This window comes from Pseudothauera hydrothermalis (assembly GCF_003345255.1).
GTDB classification, from domain to species: Bacteria; Pseudomonadota; Gammaproteobacteria; order Burkholderiales; family Rhodocyclaceae; genus Pseudothauera; species Pseudothauera hydrothermalis.
On sequence record NZ_CP029331.1, the window covers coordinates 2,682,501 to 2,695,863 of the forward strand.

The following is a 13,363-nucleotide window of genomic DNA, read 5'->3' on the forward strand; positions in this document are numbered from 1 at the left end:
CAAAAAGCGTCGGCTGCGGCCGGCGCTTTTTTGCTTGTTCCCGAACCGTCCATCACAAAGCGACATCATGAACTGCAAACCCGCTGCTCGCATGACCGACATCCAGCCCTTCCACGTCATGGAGCTGCTGCGCCGCGCGCGCGAACTCGAGGCGCAGGGGCGCGACATCATCCACATGGAGGTCGGCGAACCCGATTTCCCAACGCCGCAACCCATCATCGAGGCGGCCACGCGCTTCCTCTCCAGCGGTGAGGTGCACTACACCGCCGCGCTTGGCCTGCCGGCTTTGCGCGAGGCGATCGCGCGCTTCTACCACGACCGCTTCGCCGCCGACATCGCGCCCGAGCGCATCGTCATCACCCCAGGGGCTTCCGGCGCACTGATGCTGGCCCTGGCGGTGTCCACCAATCCGGGCGACGAATGGCTGCTGCCCGATCCCGGCTATCCGTCCAACCGTCACCTGGTGCGCAGCGTCGAAGGACGTGCCCGCGCCCTGCCGGTGAATGCGGCAAGCCGCTACCAGCCCACGCCCGGGCAGGTCGGCAGCGCCTGGCGGCCTGGCACCCGCGGCCTGATGGTGGCCAGCCCGTCCAACCCCACCGGCACCCTGCTGACCGCCGCAGAACTGGCCGCGCTGCACGCCGAAACCCATGCCCGCGGCGGCGTGCTGCTGGTCGACGAGATCTACCAGGGGCTTACCTACGGCGTGCCGGCCTCCACCGTGCTCGCCCAGCCGGCGCTCGCCGCAGTCGACGATCTGTTCGTGGTCAACAGCTTCTCCAAGTATTTCGGCATGACCGGTTGGCGGCTGGGCTGGCTGGTGGTGCCACCTGGCTGGGTGCGTGAAGTCGAAAAGCTGGCCCAGCACTTCTTCATTTCCGCCTCCACCCCGGCCCAGCATGCCGCACTGGCGGCTTTTGCACCGGCCACCTTGGAGATTCTGGAAGAACGTCGGCAAGAGTTTGCCTGCCGCCGCGACACCCTGCTGCCCGCCTTGCGCGAGCTAGGTTTCAACATCGCTGTCGAACCGCAGGGGGCTTTCTACATTTACACCAACGTAGACCGTTTGGGCGGCGACAGCGAGACCCTTGCCCGCCGGCTGATCGAGGAAGCCGGCGTGGCCACCACGCCCGGCTTGGACTTTGGCGACAATGCGCCGCACCGCCACTTACGGATTGCCTATACCACGCGCGCAGCACGCCTTTTGGAAGCCTGCGAACGCATCCGCACCGTGCTCGACTGAACGGCGCCGGCCGACGCCGGGGTGCAGCAATCAAGCGCCGACGCTCACCGCCGCCGGGTTACGACCGGCTACCGCAATCAGACGCTGCTTCATGGCCATCACCCGGCGGTAATAAGCCGCCGTGGGGTCGTCGCGCGCACCGCCGTAGTACTGCAAGGCGGCCTTGAGCGAACCGAAACGTCGCAACCCCTCATCCAGGACGAGGGTGCCGACGCGCACATTGAGCGTCGGATCGAACAGCGCGTCTTCGCCGACATCATCCCCGATTTTGTCCATATGAAAGCGTGGAATCACCTGCATCAGTCCCTGCGCGCCAACATGGCTTTCGGCAAACGGATTGAAGCTCGACTCCACCGCAATCACCGCCACCACCAAGAGCGGATCGATGCCCACGCTGCGGGCGCTGTCCTCGACGGCCTGCAGCACCGGCTCCAGCGCCAATGACGAAACACGGTAGCGGCGGGCGATGTAGTCGCGCACACGCGCCATCTCGGCAGACAAGCCGACTGGGGCGGCCGGTTGCGCGTCGACGGTGCCAAAGTCGTAGCGGGAACCAACCGCAGCATGCGCTTGGGCCATACTGCCGTCAAAAAACCGCAGCGGGCCGCGCTCCAGCGCGCCGGCAGCCATCACGGCCAGCGCCACCAGCCCAGCACTGAGCACCAGACCGTGGGCAGCGTGCAGTAGAACCTCGCCGAGGTTGCGAACGAAATGCTTGAAACGAGCTGCGTGCATGATGTTTCTCCCGTTTCGACCTCCGCTTCGAACGAGCGCACCGCGTACGCAAGCAACGCGTCGTCGAGGGATCAGGATCAGGACGGCCCACCGGGGCGGTCGAGCGATGCTTGGCGCCAGCGGCCTATCGACAGGCCCGCCGCTGCGCAGGCGAAGCACCGAAACTGTATTTGCTGCAATGCAATAAAGTTAGGATGCTATTGATTTATCTGGTTTTTGTCAAACAACGGATGCGCTTGTGGCAGCAGGCTGCGCAGTGTCGCCCAGTCGAAGCAGGGGCCGGGGTCGGTCTTACGCCCCGGTGCGATATCCGCGTGCCCGACCACTCCGGCCAACGGGAAAACGCTTTGCAAAAGGGAAATGAGTTCGGCCAGACGACGATACTGCACCGGCTCGAAGGGCTGGGTGTCGCACCCTTCCAACTCGATGCCGACCGAAAAGTCGTTGCAGCGCTCACGGCCGTTCCAGTTCGATACGCCGGCGTGCCAGGCCCGCCGGGTTACCGGGACGAACTGCACCAGTTCGCCGTCGCGGCGGATGAGAAAATGCGCCGACACCCGCAGCCCATGGATCTGGGCGTAATAGGGATGCTCGGCCGGATCCAGGCAGCCGGTAAAGAGCTGTTCGATGCCCGGGCCGCCAAATTCATTCGGCGGCAGGCTGATTGCATGCACCACGACCAAGTCGACCGCTACCCCATCGGGGCGGTCGTCGCAATGCGGCGACGGCTGCCGACGTACCCCACTCAACCAACCATCAACGATGCGTTCTGCATCTTTTCGATCATATTTCATAATGCTTTATCAATATTGACAGCATCGTGACGCGCACCCAATAATACCTTTGTCATTCACCGAGGAGGCACTGCCATGAAGCGTTTTCTGCGTATTCTCGTCCTGGCGCTGACATTGGGCCCCGCGCTCGCCCTGGCCGGCGAGCCGGTCAATATCAACACCGCAGACGCCGCGGCGCTGGAGCAACTCAAGGGCATCGGCCCCGCCAAGGCCAAAGCCATCGTCGATTACCGCAAGCAGCATGGTCCGTTCGCCAGCCCCGCCGATCTTGCCAAAGTGCCGGGTATTGGCGAGAAAACCGTCGCCCAACTGGGTAGCCAGATCACCGTCGGCGCGCGCAACGCGGCCAAGTAATGCCGTAACGGTCCGGCGCCAACAGGCCGTTTGAAAAACGTCGCGCGGATGGCCCAATGCACGGTGCGCGCTCCATCGCTCATCAAAAAGATCGGCAGAGAAGTGAGCGCCGCGCAACGCCGCAGATGGCCCACTGCTTCCAACGGCCTGTTAGTTTTTCGACGGCTTACCTACCCGCTGGGCCAAGCGTTTTCACCCACCACCGCGCTCAGCGGCATACGTTCGGCCCAACGTTCGATTTCCAGCATCGGCCGCGCATAGTAAGCCGCCACATGGCCCAGGCAGACGATGGCCACCGGTTTGGCGCCATCGGGCATCGCCAGCAAAGCAGCCACCTTGCGCGGGTCGAATATCGACACCCAACCCAAGCCCAGGCCCTCCGCCCGCGCGGCCAGCCACATGTTCTGAATGGCGCAGGCGACCGAGGCGAGATCCATCTCCGGCAAGGTGCGCCGCCCAAACACGTGATGTTCGCGGCCATCGGCCAATGACACCACCAGCACTTCGCCCGCCTCCAGCACGCCTTCCACCTTCAGACGCATGAACGCGTCCTTGCGCTCGCCCAGGGCCTGCGCAGTGGCCAAGCGCTCTTCTTCTACCAAGGCATGCAGCGCCACGCGCAGGGCCCGGTCGGTAATGCGGATAAAACGCCAGGGCTGCATGTAGCCCACGCTAGGCGCATGATGCGCCGCCCACAGCAGTCGCTGCAGCACATCCGGGGCGACCGGATCGGGCAAAAAATGACGCATGTCACGCCGTTCGGCAATCGCCCGATACACCGCTTCGCGCTCCGCTCGATCGAAAGGCCGGGCAAGGACTAGTTCGGCACTGGACTGCAAGATCGACTCCTCCGACATCCATTGGGCGGCGCGTGGGGCCACGGCCAACCCAGGTTCACTGGCCCAGCAGGCGGGCCACCACCTGCGGTGCGGACGGAAAATAAAAATGCACATACGAGGCGGTCAGCCGGGCGCACCGGTAAATGGCCTCCCCTTCGCCCCCGTCCGGGCGATGGGCATGGATCAACGGTGCCAGCGGCGTTTCCGCCTTGGAGTAATGAAAGGTGTGACCGGCAAGCCGCCCTTCGGGCAAGTCGGCCACCTGTAGCCCCAAAGCCGACAGGCGCGGCTGCATCACTGCGCGCCCCGGCAACAGGCCGCCGAAGGCATGCGCAACACCGGCCTGATCGACCACCGCCTCGAACAGACTCATCATCCCCCCGCATTCGGCCAAGAGGGGCTTGCCGGCGTCCACATGCGCGCGCAGATCGGCCCAGAACCCTTGGTTTTCAGCCAATCGTGCGGCGTGCAGTTCCGGATAACCGCCCGGCAGCCAAACCGCATCGCAGCCTGGCAGACGGTCGCCGGCCAGAGGAGAAAAAAAGATCATTTGGGCACCGAGCGCGCTGAGCGTGTCTAGGTTGGCCGGGTAAATGAAGCCGTAAGCCGCATCGCGGGCCACCGCCACGGTACGACCGGACAGAAGCGGCGCGGGCGCAGGCGCCGGCGCGGGCGCAAAATCGACCGCAGGCGGCAAATCCACCACGCCAGTCGTGGCCAACGCATCGGCCATGCGGTCCAAACGCTGGATGAGATCGGCGATCTCTGCCGCCTGCAACAGTCCGAGGTGGCGCTCGGGCAGGACTGCAGCAGCCTCGCGCGGCACCGCGCCATACCAGCGCATACCGTCTGGCAGCGCCTCACGCAGCATGTCGGCATGGCGGGCGCTGCCCACCCGGTTGGCGAGTACGCCGGAAAACGACAGTCCGGGCCTGTAGTGGGCCAAACCAAAAGCCACCGCAGCAAAGGTTTGCGCCATCGCCCGGGCGTCGATCACGGCCATCACCGGGATGCCAAAGCGCCGCGCAATGTCCGCGCCCGAGGGTTGGCCATCGTACAAGCCCATGACGCCTTCGACCAGGATCAAATCGGCCTCGCGCGCTGCGGCATATAGCCGCCAGGCGGCATCTGGCTCACCGCACATGCCGAAATCCAGGTTATAGACCGGTGCGCCGCTGGCCACTGTATGAATCTGCGGATCGAGAAAATCCGGGCCGCACTTGAACACCCGCACCCGCCGCCCCTGCCGCGCGTGCAAACGGGCCAGCGCCGCGGTGACCGTGGTCTTGCCCTGGCCGGAGGCCGGGGCCGCCACGAAAAGCGCCGGACAGCGCTCAGTCATAAGTCACCCCGCGATGAACGGCAGTGCAGCCCGCATGCGGCGGATAGGCCGAGGGCGCGCCCGCATCCGGCTGAAACCACGCCAGGCGCGGATACAAGCCCACCACCCCGCCCACCACGGTCAGTGCCGGCGGGCGGATGCCGGCGCGGGCCACCTCCTCGGCCAAACTGCCCAGCGTCGCCACCGCCACCCGCTGCTGAGGGGTGGTGCCGCGCTCGATGACGCCGGCAGGGGTACTGGCCGGCAGGCCGTGTTCGATCAAGCGGGCACAGATCTCGCCCAGACGGGAAATGCCCATATAGATCACCAGGGTCTGATGGGGACGGGCGAGCATCGGCCAGTCCAGCTCGAGCGCGCCATCCTTGAGAAAGCCGGTGGCAAACACAACCGACTGCGCATGATCGCGGTGAGTGAGCGGGATACCGGCGTAAGCGGCGATACCGGCCGCCGCGGTGACGCCGGGCACCACTTCCACGGTGAGGCCGGCCGTCATCAGCGCCTCCATCTCCTCGCCGCCGCGGCCAAAAATGAAAGGGTCCCCCCCTTTGAGCCGCACCACCCGTCGTCCGGCGCGGGCGTGACGGACCAGCAGGGCATTGATTTCCTCCTGCGGCAGCGTATGGTCAGCCGCTTTCTTGCCCACGTATATCCGCTCGGCCGCAGCCGGCGCCAAGTCGACGATCAGCGGACTGACCAGGTTGTCGTAGATCACCACCTCGGCGCCCGCCACCAGACGCGCGCCGCGCAGGGTAAGTAGTTCCGGGTCGCCCGGACCGGCGCCAACCAGATAGACATGACCGGGCTGCGGACCCGGACGAACACAGGCAAGTTCAGGCAGTGACATAAAGGTTCATTTCCGGGACCGAAGTTTGTCTGGGGCGCGGCGGACCGTCGCCGCGCGCGCGGTACATCGGGGTGAGCATAGCGCCTTGGTGCATGACATCAATCGGGGATGAAGCTCACCCGCCCATCTAAGCAGTAACGGCGCAGCGGGTGGCCAAAAGCGGCGCTCAACAGTTCAGGCTGCAACACCTCGTCGCGCGCGCCGGCACGTACCCCGCCACGGCCGTCGAGCAAGATGATCTGGTCGGCGTAGCGCGCCGCCAGGTTGATGTCGTGCAACACCATGACCACGCTGCGCCCGGCATCGGCCAATCCGCGCATCAGATCGAGCACCGCAATCTGGTAGTGCAGGTCGAGGTGATTGGTGGGTTCGTCGAGCAACAGCAGCCGCGGCGACTGGGCAAGGAGCGCCGCCACCGCCACACGCTGCCGCTCGCCGCCCGACAGGGTCAGGATGTCGCGCTCGGCCAATTCGGCCAGCCCCACATCGGCCAAAGCCGCGCGCGCGATGCGCACGTCCTGCGGTCCTTCCCAGCCCCAGCGCCCCAGATAAGGGTGGCGCCCGACCAGCACCGTTTCCAGCACGGTGGAGGAGAAATGGTCCGCCTGCTGCTGAGGCAGCAACCCTCGAAACCGCGCCACCTCGGCGGCACGCCACGCAGCATACGGCAGCCCGCCCAACAACACGCTGCCCACGGTGGGTTCCCGCAGCCCGGCCAAGGTATGCAGCAACATGGTTTTGCCGGCGCCGTTGGGACCGAGCAGCACCAGACACTGGCCAGCCGCCAGGGTCAAACTGAACTCGCAACACAGCCAGCGCCCGCCAACCTGCAGAGCCAGCCGGTCCGCTTCCAGCAAGGGGACGGCGGACGTGGTCATGGTTGTCGCTTTGCCAGAAGAAAAAGAAACAGCGGCACGCCAATCAGCGCAGTCAGTACCCCCACTGGCAGTTGCTGCGGCGCAATCACGGTGCGGGCCGCGGTGTCGGCCAAGGTGAGCAGCGCGCCGCCGGCCAGCATGGTCGCGGGCAGCAGCGCGCGCTGGTCGTTGCCGACCACAAAGCGCACCAGGTGCGGCACCACCAAGCCGACGAAACCGACCGAGCCGACCAAGGTCACCGCCACGGCGGTAAATAGCGAGGCGAGCGCATACAGCAAGTAACGCAGGCGAAGTACGTGTACGCCCAGCGCCCGCGCGGTCAGTTCGCCGCGGGTGAGCAGGTTGAGTTCGCGCGCAAAAGGCAGTGCGATGCACAGGCCCGCCCCCATCGCCAGCAGCGCCGGCCACGGACGGCTGGCGCCCGAAGCGTCGCCCATCAGCCAAAACAACATCGACTGCACCCGGGTGTCAGGGGCCAGCGCCAGCATCAAGGTGACCACCGCCCCGCAGCCGGCGGCAACGATCACCCCGGTCAAAAGCAACCGGGTCTGGGTCCATGAACCGTCGCCATGCGCCAGACCGAACACCAACAGCATCGCCACCAACGCCCCGCCAAAGGCCGCGCCGTCGATCAACATCGGCGCGAGACCACACAGCATCGCCGCCAAAGCCCCCACCGCCGCCCCACCGGAGATGCCCAGCACATAGGGATCGGCCAGCGGATTGCGCAGCAACACCTGCATCAGCGCACCGGCCAGCGCCAGCAGACCGCCGGCGGCATACACCGCCAGCGCGCGCGGCAGGCGCAATTGGCGCACCACTTCCGCCTCCATGCCTTGGCCACCGCCAAACAAGGCCGCGACCACCTCACCGGCGGGAATATCCAGCTCACCGGCGGCCAGCGCCCAAACATGGGCCAGCGCACCGGCCAGCACCAAGCCCGCGATCACCGCCCACGCGCGCCGCCGGCCCGGCAACCGGAGACCCTGGGCGAGACGCTGATCGACGGTGGCCACGGGGCGTCAACGCGGCGCGTAGCGCAAGCCGACAAAATAGCTGGCACCGGCCGTGGCATAACCTTTGGCCAGTTCATACTGCTTGTCCAGCACGTTGTTCGCCCGCATTTCCACGCGCCAATCCGGGGTCAGACGGTAATGCACATAAGCATCGACCACACCGTAGCCGGCCAAGCGCTCGCTGTTGCTGGCGTTGTCGAAACGATCCCCCTGGCCGTTGAGGTCGATGCCATAAGACCATTTGCCGACGCGATGATCCACTTTCACGAAGGCCGCGCTGCGCGCCCGGCGTGCCAGACGCTTGCCGGTGGCCTCATCCCGGGCACGCAACCAGTCCATGCCCACTTGCAGGTCGAGCTCGCCCAGCGCCACCCGATAAGCCAGCTCCAGGCCCTTGAGCCGGGCTTCGTTCACATTGACCGGCGGCCAACCGCTGATCAGGTCGCGCACCTTGTTGTCATAGTAGGTCGCTTCCACGCTTTGCCGGCCATCTTTCCAGCGCAGGCCGATTTCGCGGTTGAGCGCACGCTCGGGTTCGAGCTCGGGATTACCGCCGCCCCAGCCGGTATCCGGCCAGTAGAGTTGATTGAAGGTCGGCGCATTGAAAGCGGTGGCGATGCTGCCGCGCACGCTCCACGCCGGATCGATGTCATAGCCATAGGCCAGCAGGCCGGTGGTCTTGCCCCCGAACTGCGAATTGTCGTCACGCCGCAGATTGACTTGCACACTGTGCGCGCCCGCCTTCGCCGACCAGCCCAGCAACCACGCCTTGACGGTACGCTCATCGACCGTATAGGCGGTGGTGCTATCCACTTGACTCTTGACGTAATCGAAAGCCGCCATCAGCACGCCCAACGGCAAGTCGATGTCATGCTGCCAGGAGAACTGGTCCTGGGTGGTGTAAAACTTCGACGCTTGCGCTGTGGAGCTTCGGTTGTCTAGGCGGTCGCGGCTGCGCGCCACCCGCACCGTGCTGCGCCACCCTTCGGCAAGCTGGTTGATGGCATAAACCCCCACCGTATCGAGACGCTTGTCGAGATAGGCGTTGTAGCTCAGGTTGGCGTCGTACCAGTTGCGCCCGTCGGACTGATAAAGATCGATGCCGATCTCGTCGCGCTCGCGCAGCCCGAGCGCCAGATTGGCGCTCACGAAGGCGTTGCGAAAACCATCCCGGTCGGGATCATGCGCGCCTGTGCTGCGGGCGTCGAAACCGCGCGTGCGGTCCTGCCCCAGGGTGAGACTATAGCGGAAGCGCTCGACGCCGCCCGACAGCGATGCATTGGCCTCGAGGGTGTCGTCGCTGCCATAACCCAGGAAAACCTGCGGATCGAAGCCGCTGCGGCCTTTGCGGGTAAACACCTGGATCACGCCACCGATGGCCTCGGAACCGTACAGCGCGCTGGCCGGACCGCGCAGCACTTCGATGCGCTCGACCATGGCCAGCGGAATCGCCTCCAGCGTAGCCTGCCCAGTGGTTGCCGAACCGACGCGCACACCGTCGATCAACAGCAGCGCGTGGCGCGCCTCGGCACCGCGGATGAACACGCTGGCATTCGAACCCGGCCCGCCGTTGCTGGCCACACGCACGCCGGCGACCGCACGTAGCAAGTCGATCAGGGTCGATTGACCCGCGCGTTCGATCTGTTCGCGCTCGATCACTTCGACACTGGCCAACACTTCGTCGGCACGCTGGGCCTGACGGGTAGCGGTCACCACCACCGGCTCGGCGATTTTTTCTACGCTCGCCTGCGCCGACACCGAACATGGCAGAGCGGCAGCCAGCGTAAGAGCCGCCGCGGACAAACAGGTTTTCATTCGATTCATGCTCCCTCAACCGCGCCAGGCGTCCCCGCACGACGCGGCAACCGTCGATACGATGCGCACGCGAGGGCAATCGAGAGCAGTGAGGAAACGCGCCCGTCGCCGCCACCCCGCGGCACATCCGCCAGTGCGTTCGAGGCCGGTATCCGGGCTTGTGAGCTGAGCCGGCACGGATATTTGCCGTGCGGACGCAGCGCATCGCCTTCCCGGGTCCCGATCGACCCAGTGGCCGTGTCTGATGCGCCTTACGCTCACCTACCGTTGCGGGGGCAGCACAGGACTAGCGGCAAAGAGCCGCGCACCTGTTTCCCGTTTAACCCTTTGGCGCGGACCGCCGCCGGGCACCTGAAACGCCTTGCACCCTGTACGGGTGCGGGGCGGATAATAGCGCGTTCGTCACCACTTGTAGAGCGCAACCGCTGATGAGCGTCGAGTTGATTCTCGGTGGCGCCCGCTCCGGCAAAAGCCGCCACGCCGAACAGCGTGCGCGGGCCAGCGGCGCGGCCGTCACCGTCATTGCCACCGCGCAAGCCCTGGATCAGGAGATGGCCGCACGCATCCGCCGCCACCGGCAAGACCGGCCATCGGCCTGGCGTACCCTGGAAACCCCGCGCGAGCTGGCCGCCACCTTGCGCCGCGAGGCCGCCCCAGGCCACTGCCTGATCGTCGACTGCCTCACCCTGTGGCTGGCCAATCTACTCGAAGGCGCCGACGCACTGCCGCCCGGCCAAGACGCCAGCGCATTGCCTGTTTTTGCCGCAGAGCGCGACGCGCTGCTGAGCACCTTACCGCAACTGCCCGGCCAAATCATCCTGGTGGCCAACGAAGTCGGGCTGGGGCTGGTGCCAGACACCCCGCTCGGGCGTCTGTTTCGCGATGAAGCCGGCCGCCTCAACCAGCAACTTGCGCAGCTGGCCGACACCGTCACCTTCGTCGCCGCCGGTCTGCCGCTGGTGCTCAAGCAAGGTTAGACTTTGCGCAGCGCGCAAACCGGACACTCGATGTCGCCTTGCCTGCGCCAGCCATCGGCTGGCCACTGACCAAGCGCTACCGCGACTTGCCCAACCCACCCGCCCACGATATGCAATTTGCCATCCCAACGCCCGACACCACGCTGACCCAAGCGTTGCAGCACAAAATCGACCGCAAAACCAAGCCCCCCGGCGCGCTCGGCCGCCTGGAGGCATTGGCGCTGCAGATCGGCCTGGTGCAAGGCACGGAAGCGCCGGCACTGCGTCAGCCGCACATCATGGTATTTGCCGGCGATCACGGCGCAGCCCGCGTTGGAGTGTCCGCTTATCCGCAGGACGTCACCTGGCAGATGGTGGAGAACTTTCTTGCCGGCGGCGCGGCAATCAACGTGTTCTGCCGGCAGATGGGACTGGGCCTCACCGTGATCGACGCCGGGGTGAATCACCACTTTGGCCGCCGCCCTGGATTGATCGACGCCAAGCTCGGCCCCGGCACCGCCAACTACCTGGAGCGGCCGGCAATGGATGTCGAAACGGTGCGCCCCGCCCTCAGCCGCGGCCGCGAACTCGCCCACGCCCTGGCCGCCAACGGCTGCAATTGCGTAGGCTTTGGCGAAATGGGCATCGGCAACACCGCCTCCGCCTCACTGCTTACCCACTGCCTGACCGGCGCGGCATTGTCCACGGTCACCGGGCGCGGCACCGGGCTGGATGACGCAGGTCTAGCCCGCAAGCGCGCGCTGCTGGAGACCGCGCTGGCGCGTGGCGGCCGCCCCACCGACCCCATCGCGGCACTGGCCGAATATGGCGGCTTCGAGATCGCCATGATGGCCGGCGCCATGCTGGGCGCGGCCGAGCGCCGCATGCTGCTATTGATCGACGGCTTCATCGTCACCGCCGCGCTGCTCGCCGCCCATGCCATCGACCCGGCGCTGCTGCCCTATTGCGTGTTCGCCCACCGTTCGCAGGAGCCCGGCCACCGGGTACAGCTTGCCCATCTGCAGGCCGAGCCGCTGATGGACCTCGACCTGCGCCTGGGCGAAGGCACCGGCGCAGCGCTGGCCTTTGCGCTGGTGCAAGCCGCGGTGGGCTTTCTCACCGAAATGGCAAGCTTCGAATCGGCCAGCGTGAGCGGCCGCAGCGCCTGATCCGGCCCCCATGCGCTACCAGCTCGAACTCTTTTTCATCGCCCTGGGCTTTTTCACCCGCATCCCGGTGCCGGCCTGGGTGCCGTGGTCACCGGAGCGCCTCAACCACGCCGCCCGTTATTTTCCGCTGGTCGGCTGGGTGGTGGGCGCAGTAGGCGCGGGCGCCTTCCTCGCGCTTGCACAGGTGCTGCCGGTTTCACTGGCGGTGATCCTGTCGATGGCAGCCACCATCCGGCTCACCGGCGCCTTCCATGAAGACGGCTGGGCCGATACCTGCGATGGGCTGGGCGGCGGCTGGGACAAGGCGCAAGTGCTCAGCATCATGAAAGACTCGCGCATTGGCAGCTACGGTACCGTGGGCGTGATGCTGATGCTACTTGCCAAGGCGGCGGCGTTGGTGGAGCTGGCCGCGCACAGCCACGCCGCCGCGGCACTCGCAGTGTTCGCCGCGCATCCGCTGTCGCGGCTGGCCTCGACCAGCCTGATCCATTGGCTGCCTTATGTGCGCGAAGACGAAAGCTCGAAATCCAAACCTCTGGCGCGCGCCTTGCGCCCGAGTGAGCTGCTTACCGCAGCCGCTTGCGGTCTTGCCCCATTGGTGCTGCTGGCACCGCTGCAAGCGGCCGCCGCGCTGGCTGCGGTGGCCGCGCTCACGCTGTGGGCGGCGCGCGTCTTTCTGCGCCGCCTTGGCGGCTACACCGGCGATCTGCTCGGTGCCGCCCAGCAGGGCAGCGAGCTGGCCTGCTATCTTGGGATTTTGCTTGCATGGAACTACACCTGATCCGCCACCCCAAGCCGGACATCGCCCCCGGCATCTGTTACGGCCAGCAAGACATCGGCCTGGCTGAGCCGGCCGCCGCGGTGGCCGAACGCCTGCGCCCGCTGCTGCCGGCCGAGTACGCACTGCACGCCAGCCCACTGACGCGCGCCCGCCTGCTGGCCGAAGCGCTGGGCGAGCCGCGTCTGGATGCGCGCCTCAAAGAGATGTCCTTCGGTCAGTGGGAAGGCCGGACTTTCGACAGCCTGGGCAGCGCGCTCGACCAATGGTCGCGCGACCCGCTGGGCTTTCGCGCGCCGGGTGGCGAATCCGCCCGCGAAATGAGCACCCGGGTGCTGGCCTGGCTGGACGAACTGATGGCCGCCGGCCCGCAACAGGCCGTCGTGGTGGTGGCCCATGGCGGCCCGCTGCGGGTCATTGCCGGGCATCTGCTTGGCCTGCCGGCCGAACGCTGGCTGGGGCTGGATTTTGCCTGCGGTCACGCCACCCGGCTGGACGTTGCGCCCTGGGGCGTAGTGCTGAAATGGTTCAACCGCTAGCGGCCGCAAGCCGGTTTGCGCACCGCCCCCCATTGGCGCAACCCGGCGTGGCGGACGGCGC

Annotated in this window: 14 protein-coding genes and 1 riboswitch; of the genes, 6 read left to right on the top strand and 8 right to left on the bottom strand. The window is 66.4% G+C overall.

Annotation, left to right across the window (positions count from 1 at the left end):
• The first annotated feature begins 67 nt into the window (after window positions 1-67).
• Window positions 68-1,243, top strand: coding sequence for a pyridoxal phosphate-dependent aminotransferase (locus tag DIE29_RS12790; protein ID WP_114650083.1), 1,176 nt, complete (start codon window positions 68-70; stop codon window positions 1,241-1,243).
• Window positions 1,244-1,273: 30 nt separating this feature from the next.
• Here DIE29_RS12790 and DIE29_RS12795 read toward each other — a convergent pair whose 3' ends face one another.
• Window positions 1,274-1,978 carry a transglycosylase SLT domain-containing protein gene (locus DIE29_RS12795; protein ID WP_114650084.1) on the bottom strand — a complete coding sequence of 235 codons (705 nt, stop codon included), beginning with the start codon at window positions 1,976-1,978 and terminating at the stop codon, window positions 1,274-1,276.
• Window positions 1,979-2,175: 197 nt separating this feature from the next.
• On the bottom strand, window positions 2,176-2,772 hold the full coding sequence (gene ampD, locus DIE29_RS12800; RefSeq protein WP_114650085.1) for a 1,6-anhydro-N-acetylmuramyl-L-alanine amidase AmpD: 597 nt from the start codon (window positions 2,770-2,772) through the stop codon (window positions 2,176-2,178).
• A 75-nt stretch (window positions 2,773-2,847) separates the two neighbouring features.
• Between ampD and DIE29_RS12805 the strand changes: the two genes are divergently transcribed.
• Window positions 2,848-3,126, top strand: a complete 279-nt coding sequence (locus DIE29_RS12805; protein ID WP_114650086.1) for a ComEA family DNA-binding protein — start codon at window positions 2,848-2,850, stop codon at window positions 3,124-3,126.
• A gap of 170 nt (window positions 3,127-3,296) precedes the next feature.
• Here the strand turns inward: DIE29_RS12805 and bluB are convergent, their stop codons facing one another.
• The 6 genes from bluB to DIE29_RS12835 form a co-directional block, all read right to left on the bottom strand.
• On the bottom strand, window positions 3,297-4,007 hold the full coding sequence (gene bluB / locus DIE29_RS12810) for a 5,6-dimethylbenzimidazole synthase (RefSeq protein ID WP_237269459.1): 711 nt from the start codon (window positions 4,005-4,007) through the stop codon (window positions 3,297-3,299).
• A gap of 13 nt (window positions 4,008-4,020) precedes the next feature.
• Entirely contained in the window at window positions 4,021-5,307 is a 1,287-nt protein-coding gene (locus DIE29_RS12815; protein WP_114650088.1) for a cobyrinate a,c-diamide synthase, read from the bottom strand.
• On the bottom strand, window positions 5,300-6,151 hold the full coding sequence (cobA, locus tag DIE29_RS12820) for a uroporphyrinogen-III C-methyltransferase (protein WP_114650089.1): 852 nt from the start codon (window positions 6,149-6,151) through the stop codon (window positions 5,300-5,302). Before cobA ends, DIE29_RS12815 begins: the two co-directional genes overlap by 8 nt.
• A gap of 98 nt (window positions 6,152-6,249) precedes the next feature.
• Window positions 6,250-7,029, bottom strand: coding sequence for an ABC transporter ATP-binding protein (locus DIE29_RS12825; RefSeq protein WP_102042707.1), 780 nt, complete (start codon window positions 7,027-7,029; stop codon window positions 6,250-6,252).
• Window positions 7,026-8,006 carry a FecCD family ABC transporter permease gene (locus tag DIE29_RS12830; RefSeq protein WP_237269561.1) on the bottom strand — a complete coding sequence of 327 codons (981 nt, stop codon included), beginning with the start codon at window positions 8,004-8,006 and terminating at the stop codon, window positions 7,026-7,028. The genes DIE29_RS12825 and DIE29_RS12830 overlap by 4 nt, the downstream gene beginning before the upstream one ends.
• Window positions 8,007-8,051: 45 nt before the next feature.
• Window positions 8,052-9,860, bottom strand: a complete 1,809-nt coding sequence (locus DIE29_RS12835; RefSeq protein WP_102042708.1) for a TonB-dependent receptor domain-containing protein — start codon at window positions 9,858-9,860, stop codon at window positions 8,052-8,054.
• A gap of 126 nt (window positions 9,861-9,986) precedes the next feature.
• Window positions 9,987-10,230: riboswitch (cobalamin riboswitch) on the bottom strand.
• Window positions 10,231-10,288: 58 nt separating this feature from the next.
• Here DIE29_RS12835 and cobU point away from each other — a divergent pair.
• The 4 genes from cobU (at window position 10,289) to cobC (ending at window position 13,302) form a co-directional block, all read left to right on the top strand.
• Window positions 10,289-10,837, top strand: coding sequence for a bifunctional adenosylcobinamide kinase/adenosylcobinamide-phosphate guanylyltransferase (cobU, locus tag DIE29_RS12840; protein WP_102042709.1), 549 nt, complete (start codon window positions 10,289-10,291; stop codon window positions 10,835-10,837).
• A 110-nt stretch (window positions 10,838-10,947) separates the two neighbouring features.
• The gene (gene cobT / locus DIE29_RS12845) at window positions 10,948-11,985 is read left to right on the top strand and encodes a nicotinate-nucleotide--dimethylbenzimidazole phosphoribosyltransferase (RefSeq protein WP_114650340.1); all 1,038 of its coding nucleotides are present in this window, start codon (window positions 10,948-10,950) and stop codon (window positions 11,983-11,985) included.
• Window positions 11,986-11,995: 10 nt separating this feature from the next.
• The gene (locus DIE29_RS12850; protein ID WP_114650090.1) at window positions 11,996-12,766 is read left to right on the top strand and encodes an adenosylcobinamide-GDP ribazoletransferase; all 771 of its coding nucleotides are present in this window, start codon (window positions 11,996-11,998) and stop codon (window positions 12,764-12,766) included.
• On the top strand, window positions 12,751-13,302 hold the full coding sequence (gene cobC, locus DIE29_RS12855; RefSeq protein ID WP_102042711.1) for an alpha-ribazole phosphatase family protein: 552 nt from the start codon (window positions 12,751-12,753) through the stop codon (window positions 13,300-13,302). Before DIE29_RS12850 ends, cobC begins: the two co-directional genes overlap by 16 nt.
• Window positions 13,303-13,363: the final 61 nt, after the last annotated feature.

Bases quoted from the DNA above. Each gene is read 5' to 3' on its own strand.
- DIE29_RS12790 (WP_114650083.1), top strand. From the start codon at position 68: ATGAACTGCAAACCCGCTGCTCGCATGACCGACATCCAGCCCTTCCAC.
- DIE29_RS12795 (WP_114650084.1), bottom strand. From the start codon at position 1,978: ATGCACGCAGCTCGTTTCAAGCATTTCGTTCGCAACCTCGGCGAGGTT.
- ampD (WP_114650085.1), bottom strand. From the start codon at position 2,772: ATGAAATATGATCGAAAAGATGCAGAACGCATCGTTGATGGTTGGTTG.
- DIE29_RS12805 (WP_114650086.1), top strand. From the start codon at position 2,848: ATGAAGCGTTTTCTGCGTATTCTCGTCCTGGCGCTGACATTGGGCCCC.
- DIE29_RS12815 (WP_114650088.1), bottom strand. From the start codon at position 5,307: ATGACTGAGCGCTGTCCGGCGCTTTTCGTGGCGGCCCCGGCCTCCGGC.
- cobA (WP_114650089.1), bottom strand. From the start codon at position 6,151: ATGTCACTGCCTGAACTTGCCTGTGTTCGTCCGGGTCCGCAGCCCGGT.
- DIE29_RS12825 (WP_102042707.1), bottom strand. From the start codon at position 7,029: ATGACCACGTCCGCCGTCCCCTTGCTGGAAGCGGACCGGCTGGCTCTG.
- DIE29_RS12835 (WP_102042708.1), bottom strand. From the start codon at position 9,860: ATGAAAACCTGTTTGTCCGCGGCGGCTCTTACGCTGGCTGCCGCTCTG.
- cobU (WP_102042709.1), top strand. From the start codon at position 10,289: ATGAGCGTCGAGTTGATTCTCGGTGGCGCCCGCTCCGGCAAAAGCCGC.
- cobT (WP_114650340.1), top strand. From the start codon at position 10,948: ATGCAATTTGCCATCCCAACGCCCGACACCACGCTGACCCAAGCGTTG.
- DIE29_RS12850 (WP_114650090.1), top strand. From the start codon at position 11,996: ATGCGCTACCAGCTCGAACTCTTTTTCATCGCCCTGGGCTTTTTCACC.
- cobC (WP_102042711.1), top strand. From the start codon at position 12,751: ATGGAACTACACCTGATCCGCCACCCCAAGCCGGACATCGCCCCCGGC.